This window comes from Mycobacterium pseudokansasii, from assembly GCF_900566075.1.
GTDB lineage: Bacteria > Actinomycetota > Actinomycetes > Mycobacteriales > Mycobacteriaceae > Mycobacterium > Mycobacterium pseudokansasii.
In genome coordinates this window covers 311,706-329,427 of sequence record NZ_UPHU01000001.1, presented here as the reverse complement: position 1 = coordinate 329,427, position 17,722 = coordinate 311,706, and the positions used below count along the sequence as shown (strand labels likewise).

At 66.8% G+C, this 17,722-nt stretch carries 15 protein-coding genes; 7 read left to right on the top strand and 8 right to left on the bottom strand.

What is annotated here, in order from left to right; all coding sequences use genetic code 11:
• Window positions 1-107 precede the first annotated feature (107 nt).
• The 3 genes from EET10_RS01515 to EET10_RS29415 form a co-directional block, all read right to left on the bottom strand.
• Window positions 108-683 carry a class I SAM-dependent methyltransferase gene (locus EET10_RS01515; RefSeq protein ID WP_051490251.1) on the bottom strand — a complete coding sequence of 192 codons (576 nt, stop codon included), beginning with the start codon at window positions 681-683 and terminating at the stop codon, window positions 108-110.
• 25 nt (window positions 684-708) lie between these two features.
• Window positions 709-1,320: a TetR/AcrR family transcriptional regulator gene (locus EET10_RS01510; RefSeq protein WP_036399157.1), complete on the bottom strand. Its 612-nt coding sequence runs from the start codon at window positions 1,318-1,320 to the stop codon at window positions 709-711.
• A gap of 174 nt (window positions 1,321-1,494) precedes the next feature.
• Window positions 1,495-1,662, bottom strand: a complete 168-nt coding sequence (locus tag EET10_RS29415) for a hypothetical protein (RefSeq protein ID WP_167480111.1) — start codon at window positions 1,660-1,662, stop codon at window positions 1,495-1,497.
• A gap of 164 nt (window positions 1,663-1,826) precedes the next feature.
• On the opposite strand from EET10_RS29415, the gene trmB reads away from it, so the two are divergent.
• The 3 genes from trmB to mmpL3 all read left to right on the top strand — a co-directional run bounded on the left by trmB (window position 1,827) and on the right by mmpL3 (window position 6,337).
• Window positions 1,827-2,633: a tRNA (guanosine(46)-N7)-methyltransferase TrmB gene (trmB, locus tag EET10_RS01505; protein ID WP_036399723.1), complete on the top strand. Its 807-nt coding sequence runs from the start codon at window positions 1,827-1,829 to the stop codon at window positions 2,631-2,633.
• The gene (locus EET10_RS01500) at window positions 2,634-3,389 is read left to right on the top strand and encodes an NYN domain-containing protein (protein ID WP_036399159.1); all 756 of its coding nucleotides are present in this window, start codon (window positions 2,634-2,636) and stop codon (window positions 3,387-3,389) included.
• A gap of 92 nt (window positions 3,390-3,481) precedes the next feature.
• Window positions 3,482-6,337 carry a trehalose monomycolate exporter MmpL3 gene (gene mmpL3, locus EET10_RS01495; protein ID WP_099187914.1) on the top strand — a complete coding sequence of 952 codons (2,856 nt, stop codon included), beginning with the start codon at window positions 3,482-3,484 and terminating at the stop codon, window positions 6,335-6,337.
• Here the strand turns inward: mmpL3 and EET10_RS01490 are convergent.
• Window positions 6,334-7,488 carry an AI-2E family transporter gene (locus EET10_RS01490; RefSeq protein ID WP_082273180.1) on the bottom strand — a complete coding sequence of 385 codons (1,155 nt, stop codon included), beginning with the start codon at window positions 7,486-7,488 and terminating at the stop codon, window positions 6,334-6,336. The two genes, mmpL3 and EET10_RS01490, sit on opposite strands and share 4 nt — an antisense overlap.
• Window positions 7,489-7,659: 171 nt before the next feature.
• On the opposite strand from EET10_RS01490, the gene EET10_RS01485 reads away from it, so the two are divergent.
• Window positions 7,660-8,841, top strand: a complete 1,182-nt coding sequence (locus tag EET10_RS01485; protein ID WP_036399163.1) for a lysylphosphatidylglycerol synthase transmembrane domain-containing protein — start codon at window positions 7,660-7,662, stop codon at window positions 8,839-8,841.
• A gap of 31 nt (window positions 8,842-8,872) precedes the next feature.
• Here the strand turns inward: EET10_RS01485 and EET10_RS01480 are convergent, their stop codons facing one another.
• Window positions 8,873-9,472: a hemophore gene (locus EET10_RS01480; RefSeq protein ID WP_081260412.1), complete on the bottom strand. Its 600-nt coding sequence runs from the start codon at window positions 9,470-9,472 to the stop codon at window positions 8,873-8,875.
• A gap of 243 nt (window positions 9,473-9,715) precedes the next feature.
• On the opposite strand from EET10_RS01480, the gene EET10_RS01475 reads away from it, so the two are divergent.
• Window positions 9,716-12,748: an MMPL family transporter gene (locus tag EET10_RS01475; RefSeq protein WP_122502719.1), complete on the top strand. Its 3,033-nt coding sequence runs from the start codon at window positions 9,716-9,718 to the stop codon at window positions 12,746-12,748.
• On the top strand, window positions 12,745-13,266 hold the full coding sequence (locus EET10_RS01470) for a hypothetical protein (protein ID WP_036399168.1): 522 nt from the start codon (window positions 12,745-12,747) through the stop codon (window positions 13,264-13,266). The genes EET10_RS01475 and EET10_RS01470 overlap by 4 nt, the downstream gene beginning before the upstream one ends.
• A gap of 8 nt (window positions 13,267-13,274) precedes the next feature.
• Here EET10_RS01470 and EET10_RS01465 read toward each other — a convergent pair whose 3' ends face one another.
• On the bottom strand, window positions 13,275-13,976 hold the full coding sequence (locus EET10_RS01465) for a membrane protein (protein WP_036399170.1): 702 nt from the start codon (window positions 13,974-13,976) through the stop codon (window positions 13,275-13,277).
• The gene (locus tag EET10_RS01460; protein WP_063466734.1) at window positions 13,973-14,611 is read right to left on the bottom strand and encodes a hypothetical protein; all 639 of its coding nucleotides are present in this window, start codon (window positions 14,609-14,611) and stop codon (window positions 13,973-13,975) included. The genes EET10_RS01465 and EET10_RS01460 overlap by 4 nt, the downstream gene beginning before the upstream one ends.
• A 42-nt stretch (window positions 14,612-14,653) precedes the next feature.
• Between EET10_RS01460 and EET10_RS01455 the strand changes: the two genes are divergently transcribed.
• Window positions 14,654-16,657 carry a M13 family metallopeptidase gene (locus EET10_RS01455; RefSeq protein WP_246013589.1) on the top strand — a complete coding sequence of 668 codons (2,004 nt, stop codon included), beginning with the start codon at window positions 14,654-14,656 and terminating at the stop codon, window positions 16,655-16,657.
• Here the strand turns inward: EET10_RS01455 and EET10_RS01450 are convergent.
• Window positions 16,641-17,366 carry a hypothetical protein gene (locus EET10_RS01450; RefSeq protein WP_122501837.1) on the bottom strand — a complete coding sequence of 242 codons (726 nt, stop codon included), beginning with the start codon at window positions 17,364-17,366 and terminating at the stop codon, window positions 16,641-16,643. The two genes, EET10_RS01455 and EET10_RS01450, sit on opposite strands and share 17 nt — an antisense overlap.
• Window positions 17,367-17,722: the final 356 nt, after the last annotated feature.

Sequence of the window (17,722 nt, the reverse complement as noted above, 5' to 3'; positions counted from 1 at the left end):
TCACTTCCCTGCGACAATCAGCGGCCACACCGCAGCCCACTCGAGGTGCAGCCGGCGAGGCGGCGCCACGGAAAACATTGCGGGGATCTCCATTTGGCGAGCGGGTGTCAACGTCGGCGCAATTGATACCAATGTGCGGTGATGGTGTGGCGAACCAGCTTTCGCCTGACCGAGAAGTCCTTGCGCTGGACGGACTCGATCACGAAGTCCCGGTTGAACGCGTCGCGGATCTCACCGGCCTTCATGCGGATGCCCTCCCACATCACCAGCGGCGTGCCCGGTTTCATGACCGCGGCCAGCTCGGCAACGTAGGTTCCTTTGGCGGCGTCGGGCAACGAGTGATAGCAGCCCATGTCCAGCACCAAGTCGACCGGTTCATCGATCGGCAGATGCGAGAGCTGGGTGACGTCGCCATGCAGGAAGGTCACCCCCGCGACGCCCTGGGCGGCGCGGCGGGCTCGGGTGAGGCTGGCAGCCGAGAAGTCGACACCGGTGGCGCGCCAGCCGTGGGTGGCCAAATAGATGGCGTTGATGCCGCTGCCGCAGCCGACGTCGAGAGCGTGGCCAGGTGCCAGCGCGTCGGGTCCCTCGACGAGATCGCGCAATGGTTCGGGCGGCGGCGTCTCCCAGATCGGCCGCCCGAGTCGGTACAACGTGTCGAACAAGACCTGGCGCCAGATCACGACATCTCCTCTCGCGCGTTTCCGATCACCGAACAAGCTCGCCGAGCAGGTAGCGCTGCAGCGTCACACCCAGATCCGCGGCGACGCGCTCAGTCGGCCGGGAGGCCAGCGGCTCGATCCCAATGATGTAGCGCGCCAGCGTCATGCCAGCGATCTGCGACATCACCAGACCCGCCCGATATTCGGGGTCGTCGGCCTCCAGACGGTGCGCGATCGGGACCAGCAGGTTGCGCGTCAAGAAATCCCGGACCAGCCGCGCGGCTTCGGGTTCGGCGGTGGCCGCGCGAATCATGCCCACCATCGGCCGTCGGCGTACCTCGTCGTCGAGCACATCGAGCACTACCTGCGCCAACCGCTGACCGGCAGAAGCCGTCGCATCGCCGCCGACCACGTAATCGATCAACGCCACCGGGTCGATCGGCAACTCGACGACCGCCAAGAACAGGTCCAGCTTCGTGCCGAAGTAATGCGCTACCAAACCCGGGTCCACGTTGGCCTCCAACGCGACCTGCCGCATCGAGGTGCGGTCGTAGCCCAACGCGGCGAACTGCTTGCGGGCAATGTCGGCAATCAGGCCTCGGGTGACGTTGAGGCCCGGCCGCCGGCCGGTGTGCTTGATCACCGGCCGTGGGCTCATGTCGCGGTCCGAAACAAGATTACGAATTCAGCACATACGGAATTCCGCACGTACTGAAATATAGCCGAGGCGGGGCGCCGGCACAACCCATCACGACGTTGCGGTCAGCGCTTGGGCAGGGCTCTCATCACGTTGAGAGATGCCAGGTCATGGCCATGCGACGTCCTCCGCATCTCAGCGCAGGTTTGCGGCGACCTCTCGGTGGGCAACCGCCGCCGCATCCCGTTCGGCGCCGTCGAGTTTCGCCTCGTTGCGGCCAGGTTGCGCGCGTTCGACGATGTCGTATGTCTTGTCGCCGTTCTGCTCGCGCGTGGTGTCACCCTCTCGGCCGCGCGGAATCATTACTACTGCGTAGGGCCGCTGTCGGGACGCTGTCGGGCGCTTCTCGGGCGCCTGCGGGATCACGGGCATACCGGCGTCCGGCACGCCCGGCAGCGCTATCCGCTACCAGCCAAAGGCAACTGTTGGGTATCAATCTGGCCCAGGAGCGGCTACACCTGCGTTTCATGAGCCACCATGGACGAATGCACGCGCAACCCGAGATTGGGTTACGTCCCGACTCGCCGGCTCTGCCCAGCCCGGAGTCCGGCGAGCAAGACCGGGGCAGCGCGTGGGGCTATCTGCCGGCCACCAGCCTTCGCTCCCGCCATTCGGCGCTGTCGAGCACCCAGCGCCAGACCTGGGACCGGCGCTGGCCGCAGCTGGGCATCGACGCGCTCGCCGGGTCACCGCGCCGGGGACCGTTGAACACCCGGGCGTGGTTCGGCCGCGACGCGCCCCTGGTGCTGGAGATCGGCTGCGGCAGCGGGATCTCGACACTGGCAATGGCGCAGGCCGAGCCCCATCTCGACGTGATCGCGGTGGAAATCTACCGTCGGGGCCTGGCGCAGCTGCTGTGCGCGATCGACAGTGAGAACGCGACCAATATCCGGTTGGTCCGCGGCAACGGGATCGACGTGTTGAAAGACCTGATCACCGCGAATTCGCTGGCCGGGGTCCGGGTTTTCTTTCCCGACCCCTGGCCCAAGGCGCGCCACCACAAGCGGCGGCTGCTGCAGCCTGCCACGATCGCCCTGATCGCCGACCGGCTAATCCCCGGAGGTGTGCTGCACGCCGCGACCGACCACCCCGGCTACGCCGCACACATCGCCGCCGCCGGCGACGCCGAGCGGCGGTTGGCCCGTGCTGATCCGCGTACCGACGCACTGCCGATCTCGGTCGTTCGCCCCACGACCAAATACGAATCCAAAGCCCACGATGCCGGCAGCGCCGTCAGCGAGCTGGTCTGGAGAAAACCGAAATCAGATGACTAAATGAGCCTGACCGAAGACGTGACCACGCAAGCATCCGAACCCGTCGCCGGGCCCGTGGTATCACCGCTGCCGTCGGTGCTGCCCGGCGACTTGTCCAAGGACGGCCTGACCGGCTTAGCCCCGCCGACGGGTCGGGTGCTGTTGGTTTGGGACGCTCCCAACCTCGACATGGGGCTGGGCTCCATCCTGGGGCGCCGCCCGACCGCGCTGGAACGGCCCCGTTTCGACGCGCTGGGCCGCTGGCTGCTGGCCCGCACCGCAGCCGTCGCCGCCAGGGCGCCGGGCGGGCCGGCCATCCGAGTGGAACCGGAGGCCACCGTCTTCACCAATATCGCGCCCGGCAGCGCCGACGTGGTCCGCCCGTGGGTGGACGCACTGCGAAACGTCGGGTTCGCCGTCTTCGCCAAACCGAAGATCGACGAGGACAGCGACGTCGACCGCGACATGCTCGAGCACATCGACAAGCGCTACCGGGAAGGGCTGGCAGCCCTGGTCGTGGCCTCGGCGGACGGTCAGGCATTCCGACAGCCGCTGGAGGAAATCGCTCGCGGCGGAATCCCAGTTCAAGTGCTTGGATTTCGTGAACACGCCAGTTGGGCGCTAGCGTCGGATACCTTGGAGTTCGTCGACCTGGAGGACATTTCCGGTGTTTTCCGGGAGCCGCTCCCCCGGATCGGCCTCGATTCGCTACCTGAGCAGGGAGCTTGGCTGCAGCCGTTCCGGCCGCTGTCCTCGCTGTTGACCTCGCGTATGTGAACAGGCCCCGCGTCTGAAAGCCCGAGCGCCGGACAACCGAAAAGCAGTGCAAAGCAATGCGCGGGTCGCTAACGATCCAGTAAGGAGATTACGTGTTCGCCTGGTGGGGTCGAATTGTGTACCGCTACCGGTTCATCGTAATCGGCGTCACGGTGGCGTTGTGCCTCGGCGGCGGGGTATTCGGGCTGAGCCTGGGTAAGCACGTCACGCAGAGCGGTTTCTACGACGACAGCAGCCAGTCGGTCAAGGCGTCGATACTGGGCGACCAGGTCTACGGCCGGGACCGGACCGGTCACATCGTCGCGATCTTCAAAGCTCCCGACGGCAAGACGGTCAACGACCCGGCGTGGTCGAAGAAGATCACCGACGAGCTCAACCGATTCGTGCACGACCACCCCGACCAGGTGATGGGCTGGGCCGGCTACCTGCGGGCACCCGACACCACCAGCGCGGTCGTCAAGGGCATGGCCACCGAGGACAAGAAGTACACGTTCGTGTCCATCCCGCTCAAGGGCGACGACGACGACACCATCCTGACCAATTACAAGGACATCGCGCCCTCGTTGCAGAAGCTCGACGGCGGCACGGTTCAACTCGCCGGCCTCGAGCCGGTGGCCGAGGCGCTGACCGGCACCATCGCCACCGACCAGCGACGGATGGAAGTGCTGGCCCTGCCGTTGGTGGCCGTGGTGCTGTTCCTGGTGTTCGGTGGCGCGGTCGCCGCGTGTCTTCCGGTGATGGTCGGCGGCCTGAGCATCGCCGGCGCGCTGGGCATCCTGCGCTTGGTGGCGGTGTTCGGCCCGGTGCACTTCTTTGCCCAACCCGTGGTCTCGCTGATCGGCCTAGGTATCGCGGTGGACTACGGACTCTTCGTGGTGAGCCGTTTCCGGGAGGAGATCGCCGAAGGCTACGACACCGAAGCCGCGGTCAGACGCACCGTCATGACCGCCGGCCGAACCGTCGCCTTCTCGGCGGTGCTGATCATCGCCTCCGGGATCAGCCTGCTGATGCTGCCGCAAGGCTTCGTGAAATCTCTGACCTACGCGCTGATCGCCGCGGTCGGGTTGGCCGCCCTGCTGTCGATCACGCTGCTGCCGGCCGTTCTGGGTGTTCTTGGCCGGCACGTCGACGCGCTCGGCGTACGCACCGCATTCCGGGTGCCCTTCCTGCGCAACTGGAAGGTTTCGCGGGCCTACCTGAACTGGCTCGCCGACCGGCTGCAGAAGACCAAGACCCGCGAAGAGGTCGAGGCCGGCTTCTGGGGCAAGCTGGTCAACTGGGTGATGCGGCGGCCGCTGGTCTTCGCCATCCCGATCGTCCTCGGGATGATCCTGCTGGTCATCCCGTTGTTCAACCTGTCGCTGGGCGGCATGAGCGAGAAGTATCTGCCGCCCAACAATTCGGTGCGCCAGTCCCAGGAGCACTTCGACCAGCTCTTCCCCGGATACCGCACCAATCCGCTGACCCTGGTGATCCAGTCGACCAACCACCAGCCGGTCACCGATCAGCAGGTTGCCGACATCCGCAGTAAGGCAATGTCGATCAGCGGATTCATCGAACCCGACAACGACCCGGCGAACATGTGGCAGGAGCGCAGCGTCGCACCAGGCGCGTCGAAGGATCCCTCGGTACGGGTGCTGCAGAACGGGCTGATCAATCCGGGCGACGCCGCCAAGAAGCTGCAAGAGCTGCGCGCGATCACGCCACCCAAGGGACTCGAGGTATTCGTCGGCGGCACTCCGGCGCTGGAGCAGGATTCGATTCACAGCCTGTTCGCCAACATGCCGGCGATGCTGGTCATCCTGCTCACCGCCACCACGCTGCTGATGTTCCTGGCCTTCGGGTCGGTGGTGCTGCCGATCAAGGCCGCGGTGATGAGCGCGCTGACGCTCGGGTCCACCATGGGCATCCTGACGTGGATATTCGTCGACGGACACGGCTCGGGGTTGCTGAACTTCACCGCCACCCCGTTGACCGCGCCGGTGATCGCACTCGTGGTGGCGGTGGGATACGGCTTGGCGACCGACTACGAGGTGTTCCTGGTCTCCCGCATGGTCGAGGCCCGCGAAAGCGGCATGTCCACCCAGGAGGCCATCCGGATCGGCACGGCCACCACCGGCCGCCTGATCACCGCGGCCGCGCTGGTGCTGGCCGTGGTCGCCGGGTCGTTCGTGTTCTCCGACCTGGTGATGATGAAGTACCTGGCCTTCGGCCTGATGGCGGCGCTGCTGCTGGACGCGACCGTGGTGCGGATGTTCCTGGTGCCCTCGGTGATGAAGCTGCTCGGCGACGACTGCTGGTGGGCTCCACGGTGGATGCGGCGGGTGCAGACCCGCATCGGCCTCGGCGAGATCCAGCTGCCCGACGAACGCAAGCGGCCGGTGACCGACGGCCGCGTAGCCCGGCCTCCGGTCACCGCCGGCCTGGTCGCTGCCGGCCAACGTCCCCCGCACGATCCCACCCACCCGTCGACGCCGGAGTCGTCGCAACGCGGGTCCGCCCGGCCGGAGATCGGGCCTGCTCAGAGCGGGCCGTCCAGTGCGGGCACCAAGCAGATCCCGGTCAAGGCAAGCCAGCCGAACGAACCGCCGACAACTCGGCTGTCCACACCCGGCAAACCGGGCACACCGGGCCGCGGATCGAGCGCCCCCGCGCCGCCGGCACCGTCGTCGGCCCGGCCACCGGCGCCAACCCCGCCGCCGGCCCCATCGGCCGGTCAGACCCGCGCCATGCCGATTCCGGGGAGCCGTTCCGGCCAAACCGACTCGGCCGATGCCACAGCTAAGCTGCCGGTCCAACGGCCGGAGGACAGCGACTCCGACGCGGCCACTGAGCAGCTCGATGCGCGCAGCGCGCAGGGCGACAACGGCGCCGACGGCACCCGACGCCGGCGCGGGGCCGGCGGCCTGTCCGCCCAGGATCTGCTGCGCCGCGAGGGACGGCTTTAGGTTTCCTGCGGCTCTTCTTCGTCGGCCACGTCGGGATTGTCCGGTTCGGCCTGCAGGATTGTCGACGGCTCCTCGGGCTGCTCGGGCGCGGCCACCGGGTCCTTGGCCAGCAGCACCTGCATCGCGTTGTTGAGGAACGCGACCGTCGGGACGGCCAGCAGGGCTCCCACAATTCCGGCGAGTACCCCGCCGGTCGAAATGGCCAGGACAACTGCCAGCGGGTGAATCGAGACCGCACGACCCATCACCAGCGGCTGCAGCAAATGGGCCTCGAGCTGATTGACCGCGATGAGCAAACCCAGAGTGATCAGCGCGTAAACCAGTCCCTTGGCCAGTAAGGCCACCACCACGGCCAGCAAACCGGAGATCAACGCACCCAGCAGCGGGATGAAGGCACCCAGGAACACCAGCGAGGCCAGCGGCAGCGCGAGCGGCACCCCCATGATTGCCAACCCGGTGCCGACACCGATCGCGTCGGTCAGGGCGACCAGGAACGTGGCCCGCACATAGCCGATCAGCGAGGAGTATCCGGCGCGCCCGGCCTCCAGGACCCGGTCGCGGGCCGGGACGGGCACGATCTTGACCACGTACTGCCAGATGTTGCGGCCGCCGTACAGGAAGAAGATCAGCGTGAACAGCACCAACACCGCAGCGGTGAGCAACTCGGTAATGGTGGCGGCGGTGGAAATCGCGCCGCTGGTCAACTTGGCCTGATTATTGCGCAGCGCCTCGATCGCGGCGTTGCCCGCGTTGTCGATCTGTTCGCGGCGCAGATGCGCCGGCCCTTCGATCAGCCACCGGCGGCTCGAGTCGATGCTGCGTTCCACCTGCTTGACCAGATCGGGCAGGCCCACGATGAACTGGCTGATGACGAAGGCCAGGATGCCGCCAAGGATCGCAAAGCCACCCAGCAACACCAGCGACACCGCGGCACCGCGCGGCACACGCCGCAGGTCCAGCCAGTCCACGACCGGCACCAGCAACGCGCTCAAGATCAACGCCAGCAATACCGGAACGACGATGATCTCCAGTTTGCTGATGACCCAGATCACCGCGAGTGCGGCAGCGAAGATGACCAACAAGCGCCACGACCATGCCGCGGTCCTACGAACGAGGGGAGTCACCGAACCGTCGTCGAGACTTGCCGACATCCGGCAAGCCTAACCGGGCCGCGGTGCCCGGCTACCGCAAAGCCTGCCCGGGCGCGGCTGTGACGGTGATAGCCGCTGCCCGCCACGATCCGGTCACGACCCCGGAACGACCCTGACACAGTCGATGACGTGCGGAGATCGCGGTGCCACCGGCGCGGTTACCCTTATCCGGTGTCGCACGACGCCCCCGCCCGCAAGCTCGTCGACCGCCGCGACGAGGCGCCGCGCGGCAAGTACTGGTGGCTGCGCTGGGTGGTCCTCGGCATCGTCGCAATCGTGCTTGCCGTCGAGGTGGCGCTGGTATGGGACCAACTGGCCAAAGCGTGGATGAGTATCTACCAGGCCAATTGGTGGTGGCTGGTGGCAGCCATGGGGGCAGCGGCCGCGTCGATGCACAGCTTCGCGCAGATCCAGCGCACGCTGCTGAGATCGGCCGGTGTGCACGTCAAGCAATTGCGGTCCGAAGCCGCCTTCTATGCCGCGAACGCGCTGAGTACCACCCTCCCTGGCGGCCCGGTGCTGTCGGCGACCTTTCTGCTTCGTCAGCAACGCATTTGGGGCGCCTCGACCGTGGTGGCGTCGTGGCAGCTGGTGATGTCGGGTGTGCTGCAGGCCGTCGGACTGGCCCTGCTCGGGCTGGGTGGCGCCTTCTTCCTGGGCGCCAAGAACAATCCGTTCTCACTGCTGTTCACCCTCGGCGGCTTCGTCGCGTTGCTGCTGCTGGCCCAGGCGGTGGCGTCGCGACCGGAATTGATCGAAGGGATCGGCAACCGGGTGCTGTCGTGGGTCAACTCGATTCGCGGTAAGCCGGCCGACACCGGCGTGGCGAAGTGGCGCGAAACGCTCATGCAACTCGAGTCGGTCAGCCTGAGCCGACGCGACCTGGGAGTGGCGTTCAGTTGGTCGCTGTTCAACTGGATCGCCGACGTGGCCTGCCTGGGCTTCGCCGCGTACGCCGCCGGCGACCACGCCTCGGTCGCCGGGCTGACGGTCGCCTATGCGGCCGCCCGGGCGGTCGGCACCATCCCGCTGATGCCGGGAGGCCTGCTGGTGGTGGAGGCGGTGCTGGTGCCGGGCCTGGTGTCCAGCGGCATGGCCCTGCCCAACGCCATCTCGGCGATGCTGATCTACCGGCTGATCAGCTGGCTGTTCATCGCCGCCATCGGCTGGGTGGTGTTCTTCTTCATGTTCCGCACCGAGAACGTCGCCGATTCGGATGCCGACGACCCGCCAACCGACCCCGAGCTGGGACGCATCATCGGGGCTCGGCGCAGCGTTGCCGACGACCCGGCCGAAACGGCCCTGCAGGGCCCGTTGCCACCGCCTGATCGTGACTCAGCAGACGGCCGGTGAAACCAGCCAGGTGATTTTCTGTGTCGCGGTTTCAACGCCCCCGGACCGGACCGCCGGCTGCGGGCGGCTGGGTACCTGCCGACGGCTGGGTGCCTGCGGGCGCCCCGGCTGCCGGCGCCGCCCCGGCTGCCGGCGGCAAACCCGGCAACCCACCTGCGCCCTGCGCGGCCTGCGCCAGGTTCAGCGCCTGCGGAAACGTGACCGGCAGCTTGCACTGCACCGAAAGATTGGTCAGCGGGTGCGCAAGCGATTGCAGGTCGCCGGCAGCCTTGGGGTTCCGCTCGAAGTAACCCTTCAGTGATGCCAAGGATCCCAATGATTCCGGTCCCGCCGGCTGCTGCAGTGCCGCGGTCACCGCCTGGTTGGTCTCCGGATGCGAGTCCAGGTAGTCGCCGGTTTGCTTGGCGACCGAGCCGATCGTCCTGGCAACTTCACTGGCAGCGCAGGGATCGGTCGCCCCGGTTGCCGAGGGTCCGGCCGGCATGACCAGCGCGGCCGCCGACAACCCAACGGCGATCAAAGCGCCGAACAACCCGCGCCGCGCAGCACTACCTGCTCTGACAAACGACTGCGTACCGGCGTCGGATGCGCGCCCTGCGCCCGGCAGGCCACCACGTTCATGTGTCGACATCAGTTCCCCCGTCTAACCCGAATTGCGGACTCTTAATGCGCCGCACGGTCACGGACATCCTGCCACCTCCGGCGCCGGCACCGTCAAGGCCGACCACCCGGACCGGGGTTCGCCACAGCGTCGCGGTGCCGACATCGTTGCAGCTCAGCAACCAATAAGCCGACATAATTGACACGTGCTCTGCGGTAGGCTCGCGGGCACGCATTGCGCGAGAAATACCAGGAGAACAATATCCAGCAGTTCATGATGCGTCTGAGCCGCAACCTGCGCAGATTCCGGTGGCTGGTGTTCACAGGCTGGTTTCTCGCTTTGGTGCCGGCGGTTTATCTGGCCATGACGCAATCGGGGAATCTCACCGGCGGCGGCTTCGAGGTAGCCGGGTCGCAGTCGTTGCTGGTTCACGATGTCCTCGACGCTCAGTATCCCGACCAGGAAGCACCGTCGCTGGCGCTGGTGGCTACGCCCCGTCCGGACGCCAGCTTCTCAGACATCAACGACGCGGTCACCCGGTTGAGGAGCATCGCCGGCGAATTCCCCGGGGTAACCGAGGTACCCAACCCCACCCAGCGGCCCCCGCAGCCCGACCGGCCCTATGTGGTGTCGTTGCGGCTGGACTCCCGCAACACCGGCACTAGCGATGTCGCCAAGAAGCTGCGCCAAAAAATCGGCGTGAAAGGCGACAAGCCCGGGCAAACGGCGGACGGCCGGGTGCGGCTTTATGTCATCGGGCAGGGTGCGCTCAGCGCCGCCGCAGCGGCCAACACCAAGCACGACATCGCCGACGCCGAACGGTGGAACCTGCCGATCATCCTGATCGTCCTGCTCGCCGTCTTCGGCTCGCTTGCCGCCGCGGCGATCCCGCTGGCCCTCGGCATCTGCACGGTCGTCGTCACCATGGGCCTGGTCTATCTGCTGTCGATGCACACCACCATGTCGGTGTTCGTGACCTCGACCGTGTCGATGTTCGGGATCGCGCTGGCCGTCGACTACTCCCTGTTCATCCTGATGCGCTTCCGCGAGGAACTGCGTACCGGCCGTCGGCCGCAAGACGCCGTCGACGCGGCCATGGCCACCTCCGGGCTCGCGGTGGTGCTGTCCGGCATGACCGTGATCGCCTCACTCACCGGCATCTACTTGATCAACACCCCCGCGCTGCGGTCGATGGCGACCGGGGCGATCCTGGCCGTCGCGGTCGCGATGCTGACGTCGGCCACGCTGACACCGGCCCTGCTGGCCTCCTTCGCCAGGGCGGCCGCCAAGCGATCGGCCCTGTTGCACTGGTCCCGACGTCCGGAAAGCACCCAGTCCCGGTTCTGGGCCCGCTGGGTCGGGTGGGTGATGCGCAGGCCTTGGATAACGGCGTTGTCGGCATCGCTGGTGCTGCTGCTCATGGCGGCGCCGGCGACACAGATGGTGCTGGGCAACAGCTTGCTGCGACAGTTCGACTCGTCGCACGAGATCCGGGCCGGGGTGTCGGCGGCCGCCCAGGCGCTCGGCCCGGGGGCGCTGGGCCCCGCTCAGGTGCTGGTCACATTCCCCGACGGCGGCGCGTCGACGCCGGCGCACAGCCAAACCATCGCGGCGATCCGTCAGCAGATGACGCAGGCTCCCGACGTCGTGTCCGTGGCACCGCCGAAGTTTGCCGCCGACAACCGCAGTGCGCTACTCAGCGCGGTGTTGTCGGTCGACCCCGAAGACATGGGCGCCCGGCACACCGTCGACTGGATGCGGACCCACCTGCCCGGAGCGGCCGGCGGTGCCCGCGTCGACGTCGGCGGACCGACCGCGCTGATCAAGGATTTCGACGACCGGGTGGCGGCGACCCAGCCGCTGGTGCTGGCCTTCGTGGCCCTGATCGCGTTCGTGATGCTGCTGGTCTCGGTGCACTCGGTGTTCCTGGCCCTCAAGGGCGTGCTGATGACGTTGCTGTCGGTGGCCGCCGCATACGGCAGCCTGGTCATGGTCTTCCAGTGGGGCTGGGCGGAGAAACTGGGCTTTCCACACTTGAGTTCTATCGACAGCACCGTGCCCCCGCTGGTGCTGGCGATGACGTTCGGGTTGTCGATGGACTACGAGATCTTCCTGCTGACCCGGATCCGGGAACGCTTCCTGCACACCGGCCAGACCCGGGACGCGGTCGCGTACGGGGTGAGCACCAGCGCGCGGACCATCACCAGCGCCGCGCTGATCATGATCGCGGTGTTCTGCGGATTCGCCTTCGCCGGCATGCCGCTGGTGGCCGAGATCGGCGTCGCCTGCGCGGTCGCCATCGCGGTAGACGCCACCATCGTGCGGCTGATTCTGGTGCCGGCGCTGATGGCGATGTTCTCGCAATGGAACTGGTGGCTGCCGCGGTGGCTGGCCCGCATGCTGCCGTCGGTCGACTTCGACCGGCCGCTACCCGAGGTCGACTTGGGCGACGTCGTGGTGATTCCCGACGACATCGCCGCCGCAATTGCCCCCAGCGGCGACCTGCGGATGGTGCTCAAGTCTGCGGCCAGGTTCAAACACCTTGCCCCCGAATCGATTTGCGTGGCCGACCCGCTTGCCTTCACCGGCTGTGGACGCAGCGCCAAGGGACCCGAACACGTTCCGGGACTGGTCCGGGACGGCGCCGACGTCGCCGTGCCCGCTGCCGCCGCCTCGGCCCCCGCCTCCGCCGCCGCGGCAGCCACCGCCAAGCCCGGCGGTCAGTCGGCGGCCCGCAAGGTCGGCCAGGCCTACCGCAACAGCCTCGCCCGGGCTATGTCGTGGGCGGAGCGTCCGGTTCATCCGGTCACCGTGTGGCGCGGGCGACTCGCGATCGCCCTCGACGCCCTAGAGACCGACGCCGCCGAGCGCGCGGCCGCGAAAAGCGGCACGGACCGGCCCCGGTTCGAGCGGCGCAGCCCGATCGAGACGACCAACGTCCAGGTGCCCACCGGCGACCGGCTGCTGATCCCGACCGGAGCAGAAACGTTGCGACTCAAGGGCTACCTGATCATGAGCCGTAACAACAGCCGCGATTATGCCGAATTTGCTGACATGGTCGAAGCGATGGAGCCCGAAACCGCGGCCGTGGTGCTGGCGGGGATGGACAGGTATTACTGTTGTCAGCCACTGGGTTCGTATTCGAGGCGGCAATGGATGGCCACCCAGCTGGTCCGCCGGCTCGCTGATCCGCACCCGTCTGATGTCGACGACGAGTGGCCCGACCCTGATTCCGGGGCAAACTGGGAGGAGGTCAGGCAGCGCTGCCTGGCAGTGGCCGTAGCGATGTTGGAGGAGGCGAGGTGACGTTGGCCGCCGACCAGCGGAAACCGGTGCCCGCTCCGCCACCGCAACGGCCCGGGCGGGGAACCGGCGAACCCGGCACCGACCAGCCGGTGGAATTTTGGTCTACCGCTGCGATCCGCGCGGCGCTGGAAGGCGGCGACATCGCCACCTGGAAGCGCATCGCCGCCGCGCTCAAGCGCGACCCGTACGGGCGCACCGCCCGCCAGGTCGAAGAGGTCCTCGGAGGAGCTCGGCCGTACGGCATCTCCAAGGCATTGTCGGAGGTGCTGGACCGTGCCCGCATCCAACTGGAGGCCAACGAGCGTGCCGAGGTGGCCCGTCACGTGAAGCTGCTGATGGACCGATCGGGTCTGGCGCAGCAGGAGTTCGCGTCGCGGATCGGTGTGCAAATCGAGGACCTGACCTCCTACCTCGACGGCAGCGTCAGCCCGTCCGCCTCGCTGATGATTCGGATGCGACGGTTGTCGGACCGGTTCGTCCGGGTGCGTAACAGCACGCGCGCGGCCGACACCAACTGAGGCCCGGCCTAGCGGGAATTGATCGGCGTCACGTCGAGCACCAACCAGTCATTGCCGCGCTTGGTCAGCGTTACCCGGACCGCCGGCGCCGCCTGACTGGGGGGTTGACCAGGCGAGTTCTGGGTGACCCGCAGAATCACCGCCACGCTGGCGTCCGCGGGCCCGAGCGCCTCCACTCCGGCCGACAGCGTCGCTGCCTGAGCGGTGACCTTGCGTTGCGCCAGGTCGGCACTGGACTTGGCGTATTGCTCTTTGAACGCCTGCGCCCGGTCCGGGACCATCATCGCCGCGGCCCGATCCACCGAGGCGTTCGGCGCCGTCGGCGAGAACGACGCCACCGCCTCGGCCATCCCGGTGGCGACCTGTACCACCGTTCGGGAGTCGCGATTGAACTCGCGATCCGGCGTGGTCCAGTGGGTGTACCCGGTCAGCACCGCGGCCACCAGCGCGGCGGTGCACAAGAACACCACGGCCAGGCGCAGCCCCGGAGCGTCGTCGTCGGTGCCTACGGTGACGGCATCACGGCGAAACAGCCAGAAATTGACGGCCACACCCTCGGCGATCAGCAGCACCAACACCGAGCACGCCGAAATCCACCACCACGGCCAGCCGAGCACGAAGCCGATCACCAGCAGCGCCACGGCGGCCACCAGCGGCGCCACGATGTCGAATACGGCCAGCCGCCAGGCGTTTCTCGTCGGGAGTCTCAACGGATCGACTCCAGCCCGGAGATCATCAGCTTGCCGTCCACCTCGGAGACGTCGATCCGCAGGTTCCAGTGCACCGTCTGGGGCTTGGCACCGGCGTTCTCGGCGACCGACGTCGCCACCAACAGCACCGAGTCGGTCCGGGTGGCGAAGGGCGGCAATTTGGTGGTCACCACCGGCCGGGCGCTGCCGGGCTGGGTGTCCAGGTCGTGGTGGACGGTTTCGATCGCCACCGCCTCGATCCGGCCATTGCTACGCGTCTGCAACTTCTCCACCACCTGCCGGTAAGGCTGCACGGCGGCGTCGAAATCGGTGTTGAGCTGTCCGACCGTTCCGTCGTGCAGCCGCTGCAGGCTGGAGTCGACGTTGCCGGCGTTCATGTTGATCAGCACATCGGTCCATTCGGCGGCCGCGCGCATGACCCGACTCAGGTACCCGCGCTCGGCGACCTCGTCACGATGTGACGACCAGATGAGGACGCCGAGCACGACCGCGGCCACCGACAGCACCCCGAGAACGGTCGAGGCGATGCCGTAGTTGGAGAACATCGCGGCCTGCGTCGACTCCGGTTCGTCGGGCGCGGAGGTTGGGTCCTCGGAGTCGTCGGCCTCATCGACATCAGCATCCTCGTCGGGCATGGCCCGATCGTTGCACCCGATATGGGGTGGAAGGATGGCGGGGTGACAGTAGAGGCCACCCGCTCGGGTATCGACCTGAGCTACGTCAACGCCGATGCCCGCCCGCAAGACGACCTGTTCGGCCATGTCAACGGTCGCTGGCTCAAGGAACACCAGATACCGGCGGACCGGGCGATCGACGGCGCCTTCCGGCATCTGTTCGACCGCGCCGAAGAGCAGGTGCGCGATCTGATCGTCGAAGCAAGCCAAGCCCGTGGAAGAGGTGCCGCGACCGGCGGCGACGAGCAACGCATCGGCGACCTGTACGCCAGCTTCATCGACGAGGACGCCGTCGAACGCCGCGGTCTGCTACCACTGCACGACGAGCTGGCCACCATCGACGGCGCCGCCGACCGTGCCTGCTTGGCCGCTGTCATCGGCGCCCTGCAGCGCACGGGCGTGGGCGGTGGCATCGGATTTTATGTGGACACCGACTCCAAGGACTCCACCCGTTACCTGCTGCACTTCTCCCAGTCCGGCATCGGCCTGCCCGACGAGTCCTACTACCGCGACGAACGGCACGCCGCGGTGCTGGCGGCCTACCCCGGCCACATCGCGCGGATGTTCGGCTTGGTGTACGGCGACGCCCCCGAGGACCGGGCCGCCCACGCCGATATCGCGGCCCGCATCGTGGCGCTGGAGAGCAAGGTGGCCGCCGCCCACTGGGACGTGGTCAAGCGCCGTGACGCCGAACTCACCTACAACCTGCGCACCTTCGCCGACCTGCAGGTCGAGGGCGCCGGCTTCGACTGGGAGGGCTGGGTCACCGCGCTGGGCAGCACGCCGCAGGCTCTCCCGGAATTGGTGGTGCGCCAGCCCGATTATCTGCACGCCTTCGCGGCGCTGTGGAACAGCGAAGACCTCGACGACTGGAAGTGTTGGGCGCGATGGCGATTGATCCGTTGCCGGGCCCCCTGGCTGACCCGCGATCTGGTCGATCAGGACTTCGAGTTCTACGGCCGCAGGCTGACCGGCGCCCAGCAGATTCGCGAGCGCTGGAAGCGGGGCGTGGCCCTGGTAGAGACGCTGATCGGCGATGCGGTCGGAAAGCTCTATGTACAAAAGCATTTCCCGCCGGGAGCCAAGGCCCGCATCGACGAGCTGGTGGCCAACCTGCAGGAGGCGTACCGGGTCAGCATCGGCGAGCTGGAGTGGATGACCCCGCAGACCCGGCAGCGGGCACTTGCCAAGCTGGGCAAGTTCACCGCCAAGGTCGGTTACCCGGTCACATGGAGGGACTACTCCAAGCTGGTGATCGACCGTAACGACCTCTACGGCAACTTCCGGCGCGGCTATGCGGTCAACCACGACCGCGAGCTGGCCAAGCTCGGCGGCCCGGTCGACCGCGACGAGTGGTTCATGACACCCCAGACGGTCAACGCCTACTACAACCCCGGGCTGAACGAAATCGTTTTCCCGGGAGCCATTTTGCAACCGCCGTTCTTCGATGCCGAAGCCGACGACGCCGCCAACTACGGTGGCATCGGCGCGGTGATCGGGCACGAGATCGGACACGGCTTCGACGACCAGGGGGCCAAGTACGACGGCGACGGCAACCTGGTCGACTGGTGGACCGACGACGACCGCGCCGAATTCGCCACCCGCACAAAGGCATTGATCGAGCAATACGAGACGTACACGCCACGGGATCTCGGCGCCGGCCACCATGTGAACGGCGCGTTCACCGTCGGGGAGAACATCGGCGATCTGGGCGGGCTGTCCATCGCGCTGCTGGCCTACCAGCTGTCACTGAACGGCGAGCCGGCTCCGGTCATCGACGGCCTTACCGGCGTGCAGCGGGTGTTCTTCGGTTGGGCTCAGGTGTGGTGCACCAAAGCCCGCGAGGCTGAAGCAATCCGGCGGCTGGCCGTTGATCCGCATTCCCCGCCGGAATTCCGGTGCAACGGCGTGGTGCGCAACATCGACGCTTTCTACGAGGCTTTCGACGTCACCGAGAACGATGCGCTATTCCTGGAACAGCAGAGCAGGGTCAGGATCTGGAACTAATGCTGGTTCGCGATCTCCCAGCCGGGCAAGGCACGCCAGCCATTGCAGAAGCCTCACTGACGCATGGCACGTCACTATTCCGTCTTTCCCTTGATTCGGCCAGTCCTTCAGCCACCTCGGCCGCTCCTCGAAGCAAAATGTGCGACACTAACACCGCCATCAGCACGTAGCCGACCCATATCGGGTAATCCAATATGTATGCCAGCATGAAATAAGAGAACGTCAAAAACTTGACGACCACATTACTCGCCCGGGCCAGGTTGGATGCATAGATGGTCCGGGCGATGGAAGTCCTCATCTTCGACGACGTGCCTTTCGCGGCCATGAATGCATCTGCTACGGAATGCCTGACTATGACGATGAGCACGATGTAGAACGGAATCAAATGTACGCCGAGAAAGAGCGTCCAGAGTGCGTACTCTGTTATTCGGTCACCGGCGATGTCAATCCTGGGTCCCAAGGGGAATCGCTGCTCAATCTCCCGCTTTGCCTCCTGTATCGCCTTGCTATCACGCTGATCTCCGACGAGGTAGCGCGCATACGCGATGAGGCCGATCTTGCGGTCACTGTGCTGCCGCAATGCCAAATACCCGTCGACGCCGTCCAGCGTCAGCGATACCGCCAACAGGCTTATCGGGATCGCCGGATGAACTCGCAGAACTACCAGATAGAGGACGACGAAAAGGATGAGCAACCGGAGCGCTGTCACCTGGTCCGCGGTCCTGATGACATGAGAGCGCGGTCTTGCTGAGTGACGAACCCTCGCTGCCCAAGCCGTTGACGCCCGTGTTGGAGCCGCAGATCTCGCACTCTCCATGGCTACTTCCCGAGTAGATCCATCAAAATTCTGGGTGCCCGAATCCCGGTTGCGGCATTCGATCACACCCCGGCGCCACATCCTGACGTCGCCACGCCAAGTGTGCTGAGCCGAGGTGGGGCAAGGATGCAACGATGATGAAATCCCATGGCAGCGGCCTAACCAACGGACTCGGAACTGTTTACGGCATGGGCCGGCCGGTGATCTGCGGCTACCTGGCTGATTCGTTGGGCCGCCACCACCAGGCG